Raw genomic sequence first — 19,328 nt, 5'->3', positions numbered from 1 at the left:
TCCGCTTTCGCGCGCAGAGGGTTTTCAAAACGCGCTCACGATCGTCGAGATCGTGGGCGCGTTGCTTTTAGTTCTTCGCATTCGAATTGTCAGGTCGCCCAGCAGCCGACAGCCGCGTTCGAGCGCTTGCGACGTGCATATCTAAAGTTTCGTGACGCGTTGCCGTAAGCATGTTCGAGCGACGTGCCGACGAGGTGCGCGCTACGAGCCACGCATGCCGCAGACGGGGTTCTGCGAGAAAAATGTCATGTACAACTATTTGAGAGAGGCCGGGACGCCACGCTCCTGGCTTATAACGTTTCTGTTTGCGGCCACATGTGGCGGCGCCTCGGCGTTCGCCAATCTGTCGAATGCTGTATCGCCCGGTATGTCCGGTCAGCCGGGCTGGATCCCAGGTCTGCACATCGGCGCTGCCGTGCTCGGCGCACTGCTGATTGCACGCTTCGTCGCGAGCGGGTATTCAGCGCTGTTTCGCTTGCCACGCAATACCGTCTACGCGACGGGAAGCCTGGCGGACGGCTCGGCAATCCGTTATCGCGTCGATACCAACGCAAGCTTCTTCTCTCTCGCCCGCTTCGTGCAGGTGCTCGGCTTCGTGCTCTGTCTGATGGTGCAAGGCGTGACGGTGTCGTCGGGTGCACCCGCGAAGCTCACGCCTCGCCCCGCGCACACGCATTCAGGCGTGCTGTCGACCTAGCCGCCCCGTTCACCGCGTCGCCAGATCATGATGTCAATGAACAGGCACTTGCCGACGTTGTGCGCCGTTCTGTTCCAGGGCTCGCGATGTCCACACTGCTACGTGCAGTGCCGAAATGACTTACTGACGAAACACACTGACATGAAACTGAAACGCTTTGCCTGTTGCGGTGCGAGGCATTGCCCGGCGGCTAGCCGCGCGATAGAACCGAAGCGCAGCGGCATAACGCTCGACACAGACAAAGCAAGCCGCGTTTGCGCATTTAACGCTGCAGCAGCAGAGCTTTTGGGAGTCGACGCGTGCTTCAGGTGAGAGTCAGACGGCCCACCCGTTAGCGAATTGAAATGAGCGCGCGATCGGCCTCGCAGGTTCCAGCCGCTTGCTGATCCTCGCAAACACCAGGTCAAGTTCGCGGTCTTTTTTGCCGTTAACCCGAAAGGACAGTTTTCGCGTAGGCTCGCCATCTTGCGCAATCATCTGCGCACGGCGAAAGCAAGCACCTCATCACCGAACAAAACAACGGGGAGCATTACCGTGATTCACCGCGGACTCATCGGCTTGCTGGTCGCGCTTGCGACACTGGGTGCCGCCAGCACCCCTGCATTCGCGGGCGGCCCTGACTGCACGCGTCCCTTCACGCTCGCGCTGCACGATCACGGCCTGCTCTATTCGCAGGACACCAACGCGGGCATCGACAAGGATTTCGCCGACGAACTGGCCCGCCGCAGCGGCTGCGATATCCGCGTCAGCCTGATGTCGCGGGCGCGTATCTGGAAGGTGATCGAATCGGGCGCGCTCGACTTCAGCCTGTCCGGTATCACGAACGAGGAGCGCGACCGCTACGCCGCGTTCGCCTGGTACTTCAGCGACAAGTTCTATCTGCTCGTGCGCAAGGACGCAGGCATCCGGCAGTTGTCCGATTTTGAACACAACGACAACTTTCAGCTTGGCGTCATAAGAAGCTTCCGGTATGGTCAGTCGGCTAACGAACTGGTCGATACGCTCGCCGCAGCCAATCGCGTCAGTCAGGCGGGCGGGCTGGAGCCGCTCTACCAGGCGCTGATGCGCGGCAGCATTCAGGGGATGATCATCGAGCCGTTCGACTATCCGGCGCTGGATGAGAAGCGCATCCGCGACATCACCACCATCATCGAATTCAACGACGCCGCTACGCCGCACGGCCTCATCATGTCGAAGAGGTCGTTGTCGCCGGAAGAGCGGGAGAAATGGCGCGCCCTCGTCGAGGACATGCGCGCCGACGGCACGGTGCGCCGCATCTTCAGGAAGTACTTCAAACCTGAACTCGCGGACTCGATGGTCGACTTCACACTACCGCGATGAACCGCGCGCGCCTCGTCCTGCTGCCGCTGCTGATTCTCCTGACCGGGTTGAGCATCACCTGGTCAGTGTGGGATCACGAGCGCCAGGCCGCGCGGCGCGAGCTGCTGTCGGAATTCAACTTCGCGCTGGGCGATGCCGTGAGCCGCATCGAACAGCGCATGGCGACTTACGAGCAGATGCTGCGCGGCGTGCAGGGCATGTTCGCCGCACGCGGCACGCTCGATCTCGACGCATTTCACGGCTACCTGGGCGCGATCAATGCCGACGCGAACTTCGCGGGCGTGCAGGCAATCGGCATCGTGCAATGGGTACCGGCGCAAAAGCGCGACGCGCACGAGGCCGACATGCGTGTGCGCACAGGCCGCCACTATGGGATCACGCCGCCCGGCGAGCGCAACGGCTACGCGCCCGTGATCGCGCGCGAACTGGTGTCGGGCGCGGGCAATTCGCTGCTCGGCTATGACTCGTGGTCGAGCCCGGTCAGGCGCCTGGCGATGGAAAAGTCGCGCGATTCCGGCCTCGCCGTCGTGTCGGGCAAGGTGCAGCTGGCCTCGGATGCGAACACGCCGCCCGTCGCCGGCTTCGTGATGTATCTGCCCATCTACGCGCGCGGCGAACCGCAAGACAACGTTGAGGACCGCCGTGCACATCTGCTCGGCTGGGTGTACGCGGCGTTCCGCATGCGCGACGTGCTGGCGAGCCTCTACGGCGAGGCGCCGCCAGGCCTTTATCTGTCGATTTTCGATGGCACGCAGCCGTCGCAGGAATCGCTGCTGTACCGCTCGGCGGAGCCGAAGAACCCCGACGTGATCTCCGCGAACGAATACCTGGTGGTGGGCGGCCACGACTGGACGCTGTCGATGACCGCGCAGCCCGACTTCAAGGCGCGCTTCGGCCGCAACGCGAAGCTGCTGATCGCCTGCACGGGCGCCGGCCTGAGCATCCTGCTCGCGCTGCTGGCGTGGAGTCTCGCGAGCGGCCGCAGCCGTGCGATGCGGCTCGCGTCGAAGATGACGGCCGAAGTGCGCGCGAGCGAGGCCGAACTGCGCATTGCCGCCGTCGCGTTCGATTCGCTCGAAGGAATGATGGTGACGGACGCCGCGGGCACCATTCTGCGCGTCAATTCGGCTTTTACGGAGTGCACCGGCTACACGGCCGAAGATGTGATCGGCAGGAATCCGCGCATGCTCAGCTCGGGCCGTCACGATGCCGCGTTCTTCCGCGACATGTGGGACACGATCCGGCGCGTGGGCGGCTGGCAAGGCGAAATCTGGGACCGCCGCAAGAACGGCGAGATCTATCCGAAGTGGCTGACCATCACGGCCGTGAAAGCAGTGGATGGACGCGTCACGCATTACGTCGGCACGCACTACGACATCACCGAGCGCAAGCTCGCCGAAGAGCAGATCAAGGAACTGGCGTTCTTCGATGCGCTCACGCATCTGCCCAACCGCACGCTGCTGCGCGACCGGCTCAAGCAGGTGATCGCACTGAGCGCGCAGAACCATACGCACGGCGCGCTGCTGTTCGTCGACCTCGACAACTTCAAGACGCTCAACGATACGCTCGGCCATGACAAGGGCGACCTGCTGCTGAGCCAGGTCGCGAAACGTCTGCTGCTGAGCGTGCGCGAGGGCGATACCGTCGCGCGCATGGGCGGCGACGAGTTCGTGATCGTGCTGAGCGACCTGAGCCGCAACCGCGACGAAGCCGCGAGCGAAACCGAGAGCGCCGCAGAGAAGGTGCTGGCCGCGCTGTCCAGCCCGTACTACCTCGCGGGCACGGAATTCCGCAGCACGGCGAGCATTGGCGCGACGCTGTTCACGGGACACGAGACGTCGATCGACGAACTGCTGAAACAGTCCGATCTGGCGATGTACAAGTCGAAGGAAAGCGGCCGCAACGCAATCTGCTTCTTCGACCCGGCGATGCAGACAGTCGTGATGGAACGCGCGGCGCTGGAAGCGGCGCTGCGCCGCGCAATCGACGAAGACCAGTTGCTGGTTCACTATCAGGCGCAGGTGTACAACGGCGAGCGCGTGACGGGCGCCGAGGCGCTGGTGCGCTGGCAGCATCCCGAGCACGGCCTCGTGCCGCCCGCCGAATTCATTCCGCTGGCCGAAGAGACCGGACTGATCCTGTCGCTTGGCGACCGCGTGCTCGATACCGCCTGCCGGCAGCTCGCGCAGTGGGCGACGCGCGAGGACCGCGCGCATCTGTCGATCGCCGTGAACGTGAGCGCGCAGCAGCTGCGCGAAGGCAACTTCGTCGCCAGCGTGCTCGATGCGCTCGCGCGCACGGGCGCCAATCCGAGCCGGCTGAAGCTGGAATTGACGGAAAGCGTGCTGGTCGACAACGTCGAGGACATCATCGGCAAGATGACCTTGTTGCGCACCAAAGGCGTGGTGTTTTCGCTCGACGATTTCGGCGTCGGCTATTCGTCGCTGTCGTATCTGAAGCGCTTGCCGCTCGGGCAATTGAAGATCGACAGGTCGTTCGTGCGCGACGTGCTCGACGATCCGAACGATGCCGTGATCGCGCGCACGATCGTTGCGCTCGCACAGAGTCTGGGGCTGGGCGTGATCGCGGAAGGCGTGGAGACGGAAGCGCAGCGGCAGTTCCTGGCCGATGCCGGATGTCAGGCGTATCAGGGCTATCTGTTCTGCCGGCCGCTGCCTATCGAAGATTTCGAGGTTTTCGCGGATACCTTCGATTCGAAGGAGTGGGCGCTGGAGACGCCTTGAGGGTGGCAGGGCAATCTGCCCTGATCCTGCGGAGTTGATAAACTCTCGGGATTCAATTCGCGCGCTTCACGCGTTGTGCCGTTGTACGTGGGGCGCCCCGTCATCCTCGAGGAAAAGCACATGATCGATTTGCGCAGCGATACCGTGACCCGTCCCAGCAAGAACATGCTCGCCGCGATGACGGCCGCCGAAACCGGCGACGACGTCTGGGGCGACGACCCGACGGTCCTGCGCCTGCAAGCCACCGTTGCCGAACGCGCGGGCAAGGAAGCCGGTCTGTTCTTCCCCAGCGGCACGCAGAGCAATCTCGCTGCGCTGATGGCGCATTGCGCGCGTGGCGATGAATACATCGTCGGTCAGGCGGCGCACACGTACAAATACGAAGGCGGCGGCGCGGCCGTGCTCGGCAGCATCCAGCCGCAGCCGCTGGAAAATGCGCTGGACGGCTCGATTCCTCTCGACAAGATCATCGGCGCGATCAAGCCCATCGATAACCACTTCGCGCGCACGCGTCTGCTCGCGCTGGAGAACACGATCGGCGGCAAGGTGCTGCTGGCGGGTTATGTCGCCGAGGCGACGCAGCTTGCGCGCGAACGCGGGCTGGCCACTCACCTGGACGGCGCTCGCGTCTGCAATGCGGCCGTCGCGTCGAAGCAGCCGGTCGAGGCGCTGTGCGCGCCGTTCGACTCGGTTTCCATCTGTTTTTCAAAGGGACTCGGTGCGCCTGTTGGTTCGGTGCTGGTCGGCAGCAAGGCGCTGATCGACGTGGCGCACCGCTGGCGCAAGGTGCTGGGCGGCGGCATGCGCCAGGCTGGCGTGCTCGCGGCGGCGTGTCTCTATGCGCTCGATCACAACGTCGAACGGCTCGCAGAAGATCACGACAATGCCGCGCATCTGGCGGCAGGGCTCGCGCAGATCGATCAGGTGAAGGTGCAGTCGCAGGCGACCAACATGGTGTTCGCGCAGTTCCCGCAAGAGCATTGCGCGCCGCTCGAGGCATGGCTGAAAGAGCGGGGGATCCTCACGCAGATGCTGTATGCGTCGCGCTTCGTGACGCATATGGATGTGTCGCGCGCGGATATCGATACGTTTGTGGTGGCGGTGAAGGATTACTTCGCGCGGTAACGCGCCTGGCGCTTCACACGCGGGTTGTGTGAAGCGCGAATCCCAAGTCGTCTACTGCTCCTTAGCCGTGACCGTTGCCGCTGCCACACCAACCGGCGCGCGATGCGACGGCGCGAACAACCGCAACCCGCTCGCGATACTCGCCGCCCCGGCGAACACCGCGCCCGTCGCGAGTGCAAGCGTCGGGCCGTGACGTCCCGCGATGCTGAAGCTCAACGCCACCAGCGCCGCGCCCGTCGCTTGCCCGATCAGCCGCGACGTCGCAATGATCCCGCTCGCGCCACCACTGCGATTGGGCGGTGCGCTGGCCATCAGCGCTTTCAGGTTCGGCGACTGGAAGAAACCAAAGCCCGCGCCGCAGATCGCCATGCGGATCGAAATATCGAGCACAGACGGATGCGGCGGCAGCATCGCGAGCGCGGCCATGCCGCCGCACAGGATCGCAAGACCAATCGCGCCGAGCAGCCCCGGCGGATAGCGATCGGACAGCCGACCAGCGAACGGCGCCGCCAGCGCGACGATTACCGGCCACGGCGTCATCAGAAAGCCTGTTTCGACCTGGCTGCGATGCAGCACATCTTCGAAATAGAACGGCAGCGAGACGAACGCGAGCCCTTGCGCGGCGAACGAGCACACGGCCGTCACGGCAGACAGTGCGAATACGGGCAGCTTGAACAGATCGACGGGCAGCATTGGCGCCGGGTGGCCGGCTTCACGGCGCATCAGCAGCGCGCCGAAGATCACGGTGACAGCAGCCGCGCCGAGCACGATCGACGTCGATGCACGCTGTGCCGCTTCACCTAGCGCGAAGATCAGCGCGGCGAACGTGATCACGTTCAGCAGCGCCGCAACGCGGTCGAAATGATGCGTGCCACGCGGCGTGCGCGGCAGGCCCGGCAACGCGAACGACAGCGCCAGCACGCCGAGCGGCACATTGACGGCGAACAGCCACGGCCAGCTTGCCACCGAAAGAATCAGCGACGCCACCGTCGGCCCGACCGCGAACGACACACCCACCACCAGCGCGTTCAACCCGACACCGGCCCCGAGCCGATGCGGCGGATAAAGATGCTTGATAAGCGCGGTATTCACGCTCATGATCGCCGCCGCGCCGAGACCCTGTACGACGCGCGCGCCCGCCAGCCAGGGCAGCGTCGGCGACAGCGCGCAGGCGAGCGAGGCCGCCGTGAACACGCAGATCCCGCCGATATAGATGCGCCGGTGGCCGACGATATCGCCGAGCGCGGCGAGCGGCAGCAGCGTCGCGACCATCGCCAGCTGATACGCATTGATGATCCATACCGAGGCGGCCGGCTTCGTGTGCAGATCCGCGGCCATTGCGGGCAGCGCCGTATTGGCGATGGCGGTATCGAGGGAGGCGAGCGCGACGGACAGCATGATCGCCGCCATCGCGAAACGGTGGCCGGCGGACATGGGACCGTCGGCGACGCGGGTCGGGTTGGGTGTGTTCTCGGACAAGGACAGGCTCTGCAGATGGGTGAGCAGGGCGCGTATCGGCATCGGCCGCATGCTCGGGCGGCCGCCGTGCTCGAAGCGAATGAAGCGATTGTTACAGAGCGGCGCGGATTCTGCTGAGCGCCGCGCAAAATCGCTGCTTTTGAAAGGTCGTTGCAAGTCGTTGCCGCGATTGATGGTCTATTACGGCAACAATCGGAACATCGTGCAACTAACTGTCAGCCGCCAGCGGCGACCGCCAATCGGCGTGGGCGTTCAGCCCCGCGTAGGCATCAGCTGCACGACGCCAGCAGAATCGACAGCTTGCGGATATGCGCCCTGAATGCTTCCGTCATCTCCTGATCGTGGCCGTCGCTCAGATGCGGCGCTTCGGCCAGTTCGACTTGCCCCTGGAATTCGTCGGACACCTTGCGCCGGTCGCCGGGCGGAAGCGCGCGGATCAGCGACACGATCAGCAATTCCTGCGCATGGATGATTCCGAGCACGGATTGTGCGTTCATTTTCGACCTCCATCGGAGCACGACGATGCCAGCGACGCTACAGCGGGACTCGGCGGGACGCAGCACGGCGAGGCTGTCTCCGATCCGCCTTTTTACTCATCCATACTAGTGCAAGGAACAGAGCCGTCTGCACCGGCATCGTGCCAACCGCAGGATCTTCAGAGTAACGCCCGGCAAAACCAAACTATGCAGTTAAGGAACTGCGTGACGGTAAGGTTTGTCTGCTTGGGTTGGCGGGCTTTTCGATAACGTAATGGCCGCAGACGCGGGATGACGCAAAATGTCCTACTCTGCTTATTTATCCACCAGACCGGCTCGCGCCGCCCGCATCCAATACGCAAGCAGTGAAGCGCGCGCCGCGTCGTTTTACCGGAGGCTTCGATGACAGCGGTGGATCTGGAATTCGACCAGCTCAACAGTACCGTCGACGCGCTGCGGCGCTCGATTTCCAACCGCATGATGTACGGCGTCGGCAAGGACGCCGTGACTGCGCGCCCGCAGGACTGGCTGCATGCCGCGGCGCTCGCCGTGCGCGACCGGCTCGTCGCGCGCTGGATGAAAACCACGCGCCTGCAATACGAGCAGGACGTGAAGCGCGTGTATTACCTGTCGATGGAATTTCTGATCGGGCGCACGTTCACGAATGCGTTGCTCGCGCTCGGCATCTACGATCAGGTGAAAGAGGCGCTGGCGGACCTCGGCGTCGATATGGAAGCGCTCGTCGATCTCGAACCCGATGCCGCGCTCGGCAACGGCGGTCTGGGGCGCCTCGCTGCATGCTTTCTGGATTCGATGGCGACGCTCGGCATTCCGGGCTTCGGCTACGGCATCCGTTACGAATACGGGATGTTCAAGCAGCAGATCGTCGATGGCGAGCAGATCGAAACGCCCGATTACTGGCTGCGCGCGGGCAACCCGTGGGAGTTTCCGCGGCCTGAGGTGCAATACATCGTGCATTTCGGCGGACGTACTGTGCAGCGCGACGGTCATGTCGAATGGATCGAAACGCAGCATGTGAACGCGATGGCGTACGACACCGTGATTCCCGGTTTCGCGACTAGCGCGACGAACACGCTGCGTCTGTGGTCCGCGCGCGCGACGGAGGAACTCGATCTGTCGGCGTTCAATCAGGGCGACTATCGCCGTGCCGTCGATGCGAAGAACATGTCGGAGAACGTCTCACGTCTGCTGTATCCCGACGATTCGACGCCCGCTGGCCGCGAACTGCGTCTGCGTCAGGAATACTTCTTCGTCTCGGCGACGATGCAGGATCTGATCCGTCGTTATCAGAGAACGCACAGCACGTTCGGCCGTTTCGCCGAAAAGGTGGCGGTGCATCTGAACGACACGCACCCGGTGCTCGCCATTCCCGAACTGATGCGTTTGCTCGTCGATGTGCATCACGTGCCGTGGGCGAAGGCGTGGAAAGACATCCAGCAGATGTTCTCGTACACGAACCACACGCTGATGCCCGAAGCGCTCGAAACGTGGGACGTCGAAACACTCGCGCGCCTGTTGCCGCGTCACCTCGAAATCATCTTCGAGATCAACGCGGAATTTTTGAAGCAGGTCAGCGAGCATTCGGGCCATGACGTCGACATGATCCGTCGTATCTCGCTCGTCGATGAATATGGGCAGCGGCGCGTGCGCATGGCGCATCTGGCTATCGTCGCGAGCCAGAAGGTCAACGGCGTGTCGAAGTTGCACTCGCAACTGATGACGCGCGACATCTTCTCGGACTTCGCGAAGATCTGGCCCGAGCGCTTCACCAACGTGACGAACGGCGTGACGCCGCGCCGCTGGCTCGCGCAATCGAGCCCGTCGATGTCGAAGCTGATCGACGAACAGATCGGCACGCACTGGCGGCGCGATCTGTTCGAACTCGGCAAGCTGCGCGATCTGCGCGACGATCCGTCGTTCATTCACGCGTTCCATGAAGCGAAGCGGCAGAACAAGCTGCGTCTGATCCAGCGCCTGCAACAGCATACGAAGATGAGCTTCGATCCCGAAGCGCTCTTCGATCTGCAGGTGAAGCGCATTCACGAATACAAGCGGCAACTGCTGAACGTGCTGCATGTGATCGTGCGCTACAACCAGATTCGCGCCCATCCCGAGCGCGACTGGGTGCCGCGCGTCGTGATGTTCGCGGGCAAGGCGGCGTCTGCGTACCGGATGGCGAAGACGATCATCAAGCTGATCGGCGATGTCGGCAAGACGGTGAACGAAGATCCGATCATCGGCGACAAGCTGAAAGTGGTGTTCGTGCCGAACTACGGTGTGAGCGTGGCCGAGCTGATCATTCCCGCAGCGGACCTGTCGGAGCAGATTTCGATGGCGGGCACGGAAGCATCGGGCACGGGCAACATGAAGCTCGCGCTGAACGGTGCACTGACCATCGGCACGATGGACGGCGCGAACATCGAGATCTGCGATGCCGTCGGGCGCGAGAACATTTTCATCTTCGGGCACACGGCCGATCAGGTCGACGAGTTGCGCGCGACGGGTTATCGTCCGCGCGAAATCTACGAGCACAACCCCGAACTGAAGATGGCGCTCGACCAGATTCGCACCGGCTTCTTCTCGCCGGATGATCCATTGCGCTTCTCGGATATCTTCCACACGCTGGTCGATTGGGGCGATCACTACATGGTGCTCGCCGATTTCGCCGCACTCAAGAAGGCGCAGGACGAAGTCGACAAGCGCTACGTGGACCGGCGCGGCTGGACGCGAAGCGCGATCGAGAACGTTGCGGGCATGGGGCAGTTCTCGTCGGACCGCACGATTGCCGAGTATGCGCGCGAGATCTGGAATGTGAAGCCGCTCGAACTCGAGTGACGCGATGTGATGTGTGCATAAAAAAACCGCCGCGCGATGCTGAATCGCGCGGCGGTTTTTATTTTATTCGTGCGTTGCTTTAACCGCCCATTCGCTCAGTGTCGCGCGCCGCACGCAGTCCGAGCTGACCCTGCGCGAAGTCGAACAGCAAGTCGATATTCTGTAGCGACATCAACCCGATCACGATGCGGTTCGCGCCCGGCGCGGTCTTCACGATCGTCACCTGCGCGTCGTTGAAGCGATGCGCCCAGTCGCGCACGCCGAGTATCACGTCGTAGTTGCCCTGCGCGAACGGCGTGTGCTCGTCGACATCGCCGGACCAGTCGGGCGCCTTGTCGGTTTCGATGCGGATCATGTCGGTGCCGCCCGTCGAAAACACGACGGGCGCGCAGAAGCGCATCTTGCTGCCGACCTGCACGCAACCGACTGGCCATTGCACGGAGCCGTCCTTGCCAGGCGTCAGCGGCACGAGCGTGAAGTCTTTCGTGACGGCAACCGATGGACTCAGCACAAGAAACGGATGCGCGAGATTCGAGCGCACCATATAGCGCTGACCGATGTTCGCGGGCAGCGCTCGTAACGGTGGCGTGCAGCAGGTATCGCGCGGATCGTCGGCGCCGACGCCGAAGATGCCCGAGAAGGCCCAGCCGAACTCGCCCGTGTAGCCGTCCATTGCGACGCAGCGCTTGTTGATTTTCAGGCAGCTGACTTCGTCGACGGCTTGCGCGGCGACATCGACAGGCTTCGTGCCGACGATGCTCATCGGCAACGTGATGGCCGCGCCGGATATCTGGGCATCGGTCGCGAAGGTGAGCGAGCTGCGCGTGCCCGCAGACGGATAACCGGAACGCGGCAAGACCTTCGACAGCACGCGCACGCCGCGCGTGCCTGTATCGAGCATCAGGTAGACGGATTTGCCATCCATCTGCACGGGCAGGCCGATCGACGTGCGGCCGTGCGGATCGCTGCGCTCTGCGAAGAGCGGTACGAGCAGGCCGTCGCGTCCTTCGTTGATGAGGCTCGCCTTCATGTCGGGCGGCACGGGCGTGGAAATCGGCGTCGAGCAGGCCGCGAGCGCGAGCACGATCAGCGCGCCCGCAAAGCCGGCCATGCGCCGGAAGTAATGGACAGACATCGCACACACCTTGCAGAAGTGCGCGCCCTCCGACGACAGCCATGTCAGCCGTTCAGGCTTGGCAGTGCGCGTTAGCCGCGCGCGAGGGCACGCGAGATGACAGGACCGCCGACTCTACGCGGGCGACTCCCGTGACCTGCAAAAATGTGTGAATGCTGCTTCAGTGCTGCCGCGCGATTGACTGTGCGAGTGCGACGGAGCGCACGCGGCCAATGGTCGCGCGACGCAGCGTGCCGGCCAGCGCGCCGACGACATCGCCGACGCTGCGCGCCATCACATCGACGCGAAATGTGATGCAGTCGGCGCGTTTGTCGACGGACATCACGAAGACGCGCGAGCCTTCGCCGAGCGCCGCGAGCAGTGCGCGGCGTCCCGCTGCCGATGACGTGCCGGGGACCGTCACGTCGATCGTCACGAGCGACAGGGCAGCGTGCGTGGAGCAGTCGAAGGCGGGTGCGCGGCGCGGTAATGCGCGCGATGAGGCGGTAGCAGTGTGCATCGTCGATGCGCCGCCGCGAGGTTGGCGGCGCGGCTGTTGAGACGCGTCCACTGTAGCGGGCGGCGTCTCAAGCGGGTGCTAAAAGGAAGGCTGCGCGCCGTCAATTTTGTGTAAACGCGGCGCGAGTGCAATCAGCTTTTCGGGGCGGTTGCGCAAGCAAGCGCATCGCGGACCGTTTGCGCGACGCGTTCGACGAACGACAGATCGATGCTGGACAGCGCTTCGCGCTCGCTTTCCGCCGTCTGCACCATCAAGCGGTGCGTGACGTCCTGCGTGCGCCACGTCAGCCAGCCAACGACGATCAGCATCACGCCGACCACAACACCCAGCGGCGAAGCATACAAGCCGCCCGCGATCGCGCCGGCGAGGCCGATCAGCGAAATCGCGTAGGGCACGAGCCTGTTCTTCTGCACGGTGACGACGCGCACGTTCTGGATGTCGCGCAACGGAAAGACCTGGCCGGCCGCCGACAGCGCATTGCGCGTGACCGACACGCCGCGTTCGTTGAAAGGGGTTTCCATCTTTGAATTCAAGCTGGGAGAAAGGGCGCAGCGTAACAGAAAACGCAAGCGCCCAACCAGACAAGGATCAAGTGAAAAACTCGAGTGCGCCTGTGCTCAGGTTGTACATCGCGCCGACGATCCTTACCGTGCCTTGCTTTTCCATCTCGGCCAGCACGGGGCTGTCGCGCCGTATGTTCGCGATCGTCAGTTCGACGTTCTTGCGCGCCACGGCATTCACGAACGCGTAATTCGTTGCGCTGCGCTCGCCGCTGTACTCCGTGGCCTGCACCGCCGGTTTGATCTTGTCGAGCAAGGCCGTGAGATTGCCCAGTTCGGCGTCCGCAATGGCGCCCTTGATCGCGCCGCAAGCCGTGTGTCCCATCACGACGACGACCTTCGCGCCCGACAGCTTGCACGCAAACTCCATGCTGCCGAGGATGTCGTTGTTTTCGATGTTGCCGGCGACGCGGCAGTTGAAGATGTCGCCGATGCCGAGGTCCATGATGACTTCGGCGGGTGCGCGCGAATCGATGCAGCTCAACAGTACGGCGGCGGGATATTGTCCCGCCGCGCTTGCGCGCTGCTCGCGCAGATAGTTGCGCGGCTTGCGCTCGCCTTTCTGGAAGCGCGCGTTGCCAGCTTTCATCTCGTCGATGATCTGTTGCGGCGTCATTCTGTCGCGCTGCGCTTTGGTCAGCGAATCGGCCTGCGCCACGTCCGGCATCAACGTGATCTGGGCAAGCCCGGCGACAGCCGCGGCACCCGTCAACCGCAGAAACCGGCGACGGCCCGAGCCCGAGTACTGGCGTGGATATTCATACGTATTGCACATGGTATTTGCACCCGATGCGTCACGCATCAATCGACTATAGGCGATGCCGGGTGGCGTTCAAGAGAAATGAACCCGCACGGTGTTTTCGCTTACGTGCTTCATGAACCCGATTGACTGTACAATATTGGTAACTTTAGATAAAACGTCTATTATGAAAAAGAGCGCATTGGAACGGGAGCAGGAGTCGCTACTCGATCAGGTGAAGCAGATCGCTGACGGTCTGGGGCAGACATTCGCGCCGTTTTGCGAAGTGGTGGTGCACGATCTGCGCGATCCGGGACATTCCATTCTCGCGATTCACAACAACCTGTCCGGGCGTGCCGTCGGCGATCCGACAACGGAACTCGGGCTTGCACGGATCGCAGACGAAAACTATCCGCAGCTGCTGACCAACTATCCGAACCAGTTCAGCGACGGCCGGCGCGCGAAGAGCACGTCGGTGGGGATCAAGGATTCGACGGGACGTTATGTGGCTGCGCTGTGCCTGAATGTCGACCTGAATCTGTTTCGCGGTATCCAGAACGTTCTCGAACAGTTCTGCACCACGTCCGGTGTCGGCGCCAGGGAATCGCTCGATCCCGCCAATGCCGAAGCGATCCGCGAGCGTATCGACCAGTATGTAATGTCGCTGTCCACCACGCCGCAGGCGCTGAAGACGGAACAACGGCGCGCGTTGATGCAGGAACTGAAGCAGGCGGGTTTTCTGGAGGTTCGCAAGTCGATGGAAATCATTGCTGCCCATCTGGGCGTATCTCGTGCGACGGTGTACAACGATGCCAAATGACGCGACATTGCTGCTTCTGAACAAGGACGACGTCGAACAGCTGCTCACGATCGACGACGTGCTCTCTGCCACGCATCGTGCGTTCGTGCTGCATGCCGAAGGGCAAGGGCGTGTGTTTCCCGTCGTGCGAGAAAAGCTTGCGACGGGCGGCGTGTTCGGCATCAAGTCGGGTGACGTGCAGGCAGAAGCGCTGCTGGGCTTCAAGGCGGCGGGTTTCTGGCCGTCCAATCGCACGCTGGGCGGCGAGCCGCATCAGGCGACCGTGATGCTCGTCGATCCCGCAACGGGACGTCCCGAATGCGTGATCGACGGCAATGCGATTACGACGATGCGAACGGGCGCGGCGGGCGGTCTTGGTCTGCGGAATCTGGCGCGCAAGGACAGCGAGAGCCTCTGCGTCTTCGGCAAAGGCACGCAGGCGCGTATTCAGGTGACATTTGCGCTGCATCTGATGCAGCAATTGAAGACCGTTCGCTACGTGACGGCGAATGGTGAGCCCGACGCTGCGTTCGAAGCGTTGTTCGCAGCACGTTGCGCAGTCGGGCACGCGAAGCAAGCGGATGAAGCCGTTGCGCAAAGCGACATCGTAATCACGGCAACACCGGGCGGCGGTCCGCTCTTCAGCGCTGACGCTGTGCGTCCGGGCACGCATATCAACTGCGTGGGCGCCGATACGAAAGGAAAGCGCGAATTGCCGCCGGGCATGCTGGAACGCGCGCAGGTTTATGTCGACGATCGCGTGCAGGCTTCGCAGATCGGCGAGTTGCAATGGAGTCCTGACACGCCGTGCGTGGAGCTTGGCTCGGTTCTCGGCGGTGCAGCGTCAGTCGGGCGGCTTGATGAAGCCATCACGATCTTCGATATGACGGGCCTCGCATTGCAGGACCTCACCGTCTCGCGGATGCTGCGCGATCGTGCGCGCGAGGCGGGTATTGGAACGAACGTCGCGTGGCCCTGGTAACGCGCGTTTGCGCTCACCAGCCGTAGAACCTCGGCCACGTTTCGACCGCGCCATCGTTCGAGAGCGCGTGATATTCAGGATGCTGCGCGCCTGTTGCACAAGCGTGATTCGGCAGGATGCGCAGCCGCGTGCCAACCGGGAAACGCTCTGCAATCGTCGTGTCAGTCGAACCTGTTTGCGAGACGATGCCGTGCTCCTGATTCGCAGCGCTCATCACGAAGCCTTCGATGGGCACGCCGTCTTCCGTGCAAACCAGCCCATAGCCGAAGTCCTGCTGCTGGCGTTGCGTGCCGCGGTCGCGGCTCATCGCCATCCAGCCCGCGTCGACAATCGCCCAGCCCTTGCTTTCCTGATGACCGATCACCGTGGTTAGCACGCTAAGCGCAATCTCGTCGACGGCACACACGCCGACGTTGTGCATCACGAGATCGAAGAACACATAGACACCCGCGCGAACCTCCGTCACGCCTTCCAGATGCTGCGCGGCAAGCGCGGTTGGCGTCGAGCCGATGCTGACCGTGTCGCACGGCAAGCCCGCTGCGCGCAGCCGTTGAGCCGCACGCACGCAACCGGCGCGTTCCTGTTCAGCGATGCGCTCCAGATCTGCCGTCGTGTTGTAGTCGTAGCTCGAACCCGCGTGCGCGAGCACGCCGCCCAGCTTCATCTTGCCGTCGTGCAGCGTGCGGCCTACCAGGAGCAGCAGGTCGTCGTCAGGCGCGACACCGGAGCGATGGCCATCCACATCGATTTCGATCCACACCTCGAAAGTCTCGTTGTGAGCGAGCCCGAATGCGACGATGGCTTCCGCCGAATGGACACTGTCCGTGATGATTTTCAGATTGCAGCCGCGCTGGCGCAGTTGCATCGCCTGTTCCAGCTTGCCGGGCGCCATGGCCACTGCATAGACGATATCGTCGATCCCCGCTGCGAAGAACTGCTCCGCTTCCTTCAGCGTCGAAACGGTGATGCCTTGCGCACCGGCCGCAAGTTGCGCGCGCACCACCGGCTCGCATTTGGTTGTCTTCACATGCGGACGGAATGTCACGCCAAGCGTGTTCATGCGCGTCTGCATGCGCTGGATATTGCGCATCATGACGTTGCAATCGACGATGGCGGCAGGCGTGTTGAGCGAGGGAAGATTCACGGCGGTGTCCCAGATGCAAAGAAGGTTCGCGTCCACTGTAGGACCTTTTGGCTATAGTGTGGTTAATCGCTCATCAATCTTTCGTTTAATTCAATTTAATGGTCGATCTCGACGATATGCGCATGTTCCGCGCGCTCGGCACAACGCATTCGCTTGCGGGCGCCGCGCGGCTGCTCGACGTTACGCCGCCCGCGCTCACCGTGCGGCTGCAAAAGCTCGAAGAGAGGCTGGGCGTGCATCTCGCGGTGCGCGAGGCGCGCGGCATCTCGCTGACGGAAGAGGGCACGCGGCTGATGCACGAAGCGATCGATCTGCTCGAACGCCTTGAAACGCTGCCCGAGCGGATCGCAGCCGAGCATCAGGCTGTATCGGGCAGCTTGCGTATCGTCGCGCCGCTGGGATTCGGGCGCGTTCACATTGCGCCGGTTCTCAGGGACTTTCATCTGGCGTATCCGAACGTGACGGCCAGCCTGAACCTCTCTGATAACCCGCTTGCCGATAGCGCAGGCGCGGACGTCGTGATCCATATCGGCGAGATGAAAGATTCGTCGTGGGTTGCGCACGTGCTCGCACCGAACGAGCGGTTCCTGTGCGCCAGCCCTCGATTCGCGGCGAGTCTTCCGGCGCTCGATCATCCTTCCGCGCTCGCGCATCTGCCTTGCCTCTGTCTGCGCGAAAACGACGAAGACGTGTCGCGCTGGCGCTTCGAGCCCGAGTCGGGCCGGAAAGCGAAAGAGGGCAAGGCGGTCACGGTTCGCGTGACAGGTGCGCTGTCTTCGAACGATGGCGGTGTAATCGGCGACTGGGCGATGCGCGGACTCGGCATCATGGTGCGCTCCGAATGGGACGCGGGTGCGTTGATCGCAAGCGGAAAGCTCAGGCGCCTGCTGCCGCAGTGGCGGCTCGCGCCCGCGCCCATCGTCGCGCTCGTGCCGACGCGAAAGGGCGTGCCCGCGCGCGTGCGGCTTTTCCTCGATGCGGCACGGGCCGCGATGGACCCGCCGCCATGGCGCCGATAGCACTGTGCGGCACGTTAATTTACAAAATGTATTGACATAGACAATATGTCTAATCACAATTCAAACCATCCGGCGGCGTGATTGCGCGCCGCTCCGGCTTGCGCATCGCAAGTTCCTTCGCAAGCCAGCGCGGCGCTGCCCGCATTCATCAACACCACGATCTCTGCCCAACCATGCTCTCTTTGCCTACCTATGACGACGTCGTCGCTGCTTCGAAGCGGCTCGAAGGCGTCGCGCACCGTACGCCCGTCATGACTTCGCGCACCGTTAACGAGATGTTCGGCGCCGAAGTGTTCTTCAAGTGCGAAAACCTGCAGCGCATGGGCGCGTTCAAGTTTCGCGGCGCGTTCAATGCGCTGTCGAAGTTCGACGACGAACAGCGCCGCCGCGGCGTAGTCGCGTTTTCGTCGGGTAATCATGCGCAGGCCGTGGCGCTGTCCGCGCGTCTGCTCGGCATGCCCGCGACGATCGTCATGCCGCACGATGCGCCGCAAATGAAGGTCGAAGCGACCAAGGGCTACGGCGGCAATGTCGTCATTTATGACCGTTACAAGGAAGATCGCGAGCAGATCGGCCGAGACCTCGCGCAAAAGCACGGCCTGACGCTGATTCCGCCGTACGATCACCCCGATGTGATCGCGGGGCAGGGCACGGCCGCGAAAGAACTGTTCGAGGAAGTGGGGCCGCTCGACGCGTTTTTCGTGCCGCTCGGCGGCGGCGGACTGACGTCGGGTTCGGCGCTGACAGCGCGCGCGCTGTCGCCCGATTGCGCGGTGTACGCGGTCGAACCGGAAGCCGGCAACGATGGCCAGCAATCTTTCCGCTCAGGAAAGATCGTTCATATCGAGACGCCCAAGACCATCGCCGACGGCGCGCAAACACAGCATCTCGGCCAGTACACGTTCCCGATCATCCAGCGCGATGTCACCGATGTCGTCACGGCGAGCGACGCGGAACTGATCGACTGCATGCGCTTTTTCGCGGCGCGGATGAAGATCTTCGTGGAGCCGACGGGTTGTTTGAGCTTCGCGGCCGCACGCCAGATGAAGGACAAGCTGAAGGGCAAGCGCATCGGCGTGCTGATCAGCGGCGGCAATGTGGATGTGCGCAAGTTCGCCGAACTGGTGTCGGGGAACTGAGTATCAGGCGCAGGGTCGTGCGGCGGGGCTAGCTATACACGCCCAGATGCGTTGACATCGACGGCCCGCTGATCAGCGGCGGAAAGACGCACCATGCGCCGTCGTGATGGCGGAAGAAGAAGATCGCCCGTGCGCCGCATGTCGTCGATGCCTCGACCTGCGCGTAGCGCGTGCCGTCCCTGCGCCGATGACCGAACCGCACGACGCGAATCTGCCCTTGCGGACCGGGAGCCAGCCACTTTTCGACCAGAGAGTGCAGCGATCTGCCGGCAGTGTTCATGATCAACTCCTGTAGCTCGTCCCGGCTTTTCGTACCGGCGTTTGCGCCCCGGTGCGGTGGGATGAGTTCAAGAGTAGGACTGCCGGTTCATTTGCGATAGTTAATGTTTTTTATGTTTATTATAATCAAACATTGATTCATTTTCCGTGACGGCGGAGCTTGGCTCCATGTCAGCGTCACGGCAAGAATTTGCGTCAGCTCATAGAATCAATTCTGCGCCCGCTTCATACGGGCGCAGCTTTTTGATGAACGTAGCTGGCGCGGCATGAGAAATGAAGCTTTCCATGTGGCCGCGTCCGGAAGGAAGTGCCGAC

The 19,328-nt window shown here is 62.9% G+C and carries 17 protein-coding genes; 9 read left to right on the top strand and 8 right to left on the bottom strand.

Features of this window, described 5'->3' with window-relative positions; translation table 11 throughout:
• Positions 1-247: 247 nt before the first annotated feature.
• The 4 genes from G3O01_RS33350 to ltaE all read left to right on the top strand — a co-directional run bounded on the left by G3O01_RS33350 (position 248) and on the right by ltaE (position 5,907).
• The gene (locus tag G3O01_RS33350; protein ID WP_205811248.1) at positions 248-697 is read left to right on the top strand and encodes a hypothetical protein; all 450 of its coding nucleotides are present in this window, start codon (positions 248-250) and stop codon (positions 695-697) included.
• Positions 698-1,231: 534 nt separating this feature from the next.
• Entirely contained in the window at positions 1,232-2,038 is an 807-nt protein-coding gene (locus G3O01_RS33345; RefSeq protein ID WP_205811247.1) for a transporter substrate-binding domain-containing protein, read from the top strand.
• A complete protein-coding gene (locus G3O01_RS33340; RefSeq protein WP_205811246.1) occupies positions 2,035-4,782 on the top strand; it encodes an EAL domain-containing protein in 2,748 nt (915 codons plus the stop codon). Before G3O01_RS33345 ends, G3O01_RS33340 begins: the two co-directional genes overlap by 4 nt.
• A 120-nt stretch (positions 4,783-4,902) precedes the next feature.
• Positions 4,903-5,907: a low-specificity L-threonine aldolase gene (ltaE, locus tag G3O01_RS33335; RefSeq protein ID WP_205811245.1), complete on the top strand. Its 1,005-nt coding sequence runs from the start codon at positions 4,903-4,905 to the stop codon at positions 5,905-5,907.
• A 51-nt stretch (positions 5,908-5,958) separates the two neighbouring features.
• On the opposite strand, the gene G3O01_RS33330 is transcribed toward ltaE, so the two are convergent.
• Both G3O01_RS33330 and G3O01_RS33325 read right to left on the bottom strand, forming a co-directional pair.
• Positions 5,959-7,341: an MFS transporter gene (locus G3O01_RS33330; RefSeq protein WP_205811314.1), complete on the bottom strand. Its 1,383-nt coding sequence runs from the start codon at positions 7,339-7,341 to the stop codon at positions 5,959-5,961.
• A gap of 314 nt (positions 7,342-7,655) precedes the next feature.
• Complete coding sequence (locus tag G3O01_RS33325; RefSeq protein WP_205811244.1) at positions 7,656-7,883, bottom strand: hypothetical protein; 228 nt, start codon at positions 7,881-7,883, stop codon at positions 7,656-7,658.
• Positions 7,884-8,264: 381 nt separating this feature from the next.
• Between G3O01_RS33325 and G3O01_RS33320 the strand changes: the two genes are divergently transcribed.
• Positions 8,265-10,718: a glycogen/starch/alpha-glucan phosphorylase gene (locus tag G3O01_RS33320; RefSeq protein WP_205811243.1), complete on the top strand. Its 2,454-nt coding sequence runs from the start codon at positions 8,265-8,267 to the stop codon at positions 10,716-10,718.
• A gap of 79 nt (positions 10,719-10,797) precedes the next feature.
• Here G3O01_RS33320 and G3O01_RS33315 read toward each other — a convergent pair whose 3' ends face one another.
• The 4 genes from G3O01_RS33315 to G3O01_RS33300 all read right to left on the bottom strand — a co-directional run bounded on the left by G3O01_RS33315 (position 10,798) and on the right by G3O01_RS33300 (position 13,687).
• On the bottom strand, positions 10,798-11,853 hold the full coding sequence (locus tag G3O01_RS33315; protein WP_205811242.1) for a hypothetical protein: 1,056 nt from the start codon (positions 11,851-11,853) through the stop codon (positions 10,798-10,800).
• Between the two features lie 160 nt (positions 11,854-12,013).
• Positions 12,014-12,352 carry a hypothetical protein gene (locus tag G3O01_RS33310; protein ID WP_205811241.1) on the bottom strand — a complete coding sequence of 113 codons (339 nt, stop codon included), beginning with the start codon at positions 12,350-12,352 and terminating at the stop codon, positions 12,014-12,016.
• 131 nt (positions 12,353-12,483) lie between these two features.
• Positions 12,484-12,873, bottom strand: a complete 390-nt coding sequence (locus G3O01_RS33305) for a DUF6232 family protein (protein WP_205811240.1) — start codon at positions 12,871-12,873, stop codon at positions 12,484-12,486.
• 67 nt (positions 12,874-12,940) lie between these two features.
• A complete protein-coding gene (locus G3O01_RS33300; protein ID WP_205811239.1) occupies positions 12,941-13,687 on the bottom strand; it encodes a carbonic anhydrase family protein in 747 nt (248 codons plus the stop codon).
• Between the two features lie 151 nt (positions 13,688-13,838).
• Here G3O01_RS33300 and G3O01_RS33295 point away from each other — a divergent pair, with 151 nt between their 5' ends.
• Positions 13,839-14,471 (top strand): helix-turn-helix transcriptional regulator, encoded by a 633-nt coding sequence (locus G3O01_RS33295; RefSeq protein ID WP_205811238.1) that lies wholly within the window; start codon positions 13,839-13,841, stop codon positions 14,469-14,471.
• Entirely contained in the window at positions 14,461-15,432 is a 972-nt protein-coding gene (locus G3O01_RS33290) for an ornithine cyclodeaminase family protein (protein ID WP_205811237.1), read from the top strand. Before G3O01_RS33295 ends, G3O01_RS33290 begins: the two co-directional genes overlap by 11 nt.
• A 13-nt stretch (positions 15,433-15,445) precedes the next feature.
• Here the strand turns inward: G3O01_RS33290 and G3O01_RS33285 are convergent, their stop codons facing one another.
• Positions 15,446-16,576, bottom strand: a complete 1,131-nt coding sequence (locus tag G3O01_RS33285; protein ID WP_205811236.1) for a DSD1 family PLP-dependent enzyme — start codon at positions 16,574-16,576, stop codon at positions 15,446-15,448.
• Between the two features lie 98 nt (positions 16,577-16,674).
• On the opposite strand from G3O01_RS33285, the gene G3O01_RS33280 reads away from it, so the two are divergent.
• Complete coding sequence (locus tag G3O01_RS33280; RefSeq protein ID WP_205811235.1) at positions 16,675-17,595, top strand: LysR family transcriptional regulator; 921 nt, start codon at positions 16,675-16,677, stop codon at positions 17,593-17,595.
• Positions 17,596-17,768: 173 nt separating this feature from the next.
• A complete protein-coding gene (locus G3O01_RS33275; protein WP_205811234.1) occupies positions 17,769-18,734 on the top strand; it encodes a threo-3-hydroxy-L-aspartate ammonia-lyase in 966 nt (321 codons plus the stop codon).
• 28 nt (positions 18,735-18,762) lie between these two features.
• On the opposite strand, the gene G3O01_RS33270 is transcribed toward G3O01_RS33275, so the two are convergent.
• On the bottom strand, positions 18,763-19,014 hold the full coding sequence (locus tag G3O01_RS33270; protein WP_205811233.1) for a hypothetical protein: 252 nt from the start codon (positions 19,012-19,014) through the stop codon (positions 18,763-18,765).
• Positions 19,015-19,328: the final 314 nt, after the last annotated feature.

Source organism: Burkholderia sp. Ac-20365, from assembly GCF_017104715.1.
GTDB lineage: Bacteria > Pseudomonadota > Gammaproteobacteria > Burkholderiales > Burkholderiaceae > Paraburkholderia.
Note: the sequence above shows the minus strand (reverse complement) of the source record. Positions and strands in the feature narration are given on the sequence as shown.

What these genes read in the sequence shown, in the direction of transcription:
- G3O01_RS33320 (WP_205811243.1), top strand. Translation starts at nt 8,265, where the DNA reads ATGACAGCGGTGGATCTGGAATTCGACCAGCTCAACAGTACCGTCGAC.
- G3O01_RS33290 (WP_205811237.1), top strand. Translation starts at nt 14,461, where the DNA reads ATGCCAAATGACGCGACATTGCTGCTTCTGAACAAGGACGACGTCGAA.
- G3O01_RS33325 (WP_205811244.1), bottom strand. Translation starts at nt 7,883, where the DNA reads ATGAACGCACAATCCGTGCTCGGAATCATCCATGCGCAGGAATTGCTG.
- G3O01_RS33300 (WP_205811239.1), bottom strand. Translation starts at nt 13,687, where the DNA reads ATGTGCAATACGTATGAATATCCACGCCAGTACTCGGGCTCGGGCCGT.
- G3O01_RS33270 (WP_205811233.1), bottom strand. Translation starts at nt 19,014, where the DNA reads ATGAACACTGCCGGCAGATCGCTGCACTCTCTGGTCGAAAAGTGGCTG.
- G3O01_RS33330 (WP_205811314.1), bottom strand. Translation starts at nt 7,341, where the DNA reads ATGTCCGCCGGCCACCGTTTCGCGATGGCGGCGATCATGCTGTCCGTC.
- ltaE (WP_205811245.1), top strand. Translation starts at nt 4,903, where the DNA reads ATGATCGATTTGCGCAGCGATACCGTGACCCGTCCCAGCAAGAACATG.
- G3O01_RS33340 (WP_205811246.1), top strand. Translation starts at nt 2,035, where the DNA reads ATGAACCGCGCGCGCCTCGTCCTGCTGCCGCTGCTGATTCTCCTGACC.
- G3O01_RS33310 (WP_205811241.1), bottom strand. Translation starts at nt 12,352, where the DNA reads ATGCACACTGCTACCGCCTCATCGCGCGCATTACCGCGCCGCGCACCC.
- G3O01_RS33350 (WP_205811248.1), top strand. Translation starts at nt 248, where the DNA reads ATGTACAACTATTTGAGAGAGGCCGGGACGCCACGCTCCTGGCTTATA.
- G3O01_RS33305 (WP_205811240.1), bottom strand. Translation starts at nt 12,873, where the DNA reads ATGGAAACCCCTTTCAACGAACGCGGCGTGTCGGTCACGCGCAATGCG.
- G3O01_RS33295 (WP_205811238.1), top strand. Translation starts at nt 13,839, where the DNA reads ATGAAAAAGAGCGCATTGGAACGGGAGCAGGAGTCGCTACTCGATCAG.
- G3O01_RS33315 (WP_205811242.1), bottom strand. Translation starts at nt 11,853, where the DNA reads ATGTCTGTCCATTACTTCCGGCGCATGGCCGGCTTTGCGGGCGCGCTG.
- G3O01_RS33275 (WP_205811234.1), top strand. Translation starts at nt 17,769, where the DNA reads ATGCTCTCTTTGCCTACCTATGACGACGTCGTCGCTGCTTCGAAGCGG.
- G3O01_RS33280 (WP_205811235.1), top strand. Translation starts at nt 16,675, where the DNA reads ATGGTCGATCTCGACGATATGCGCATGTTCCGCGCGCTCGGCACAACG.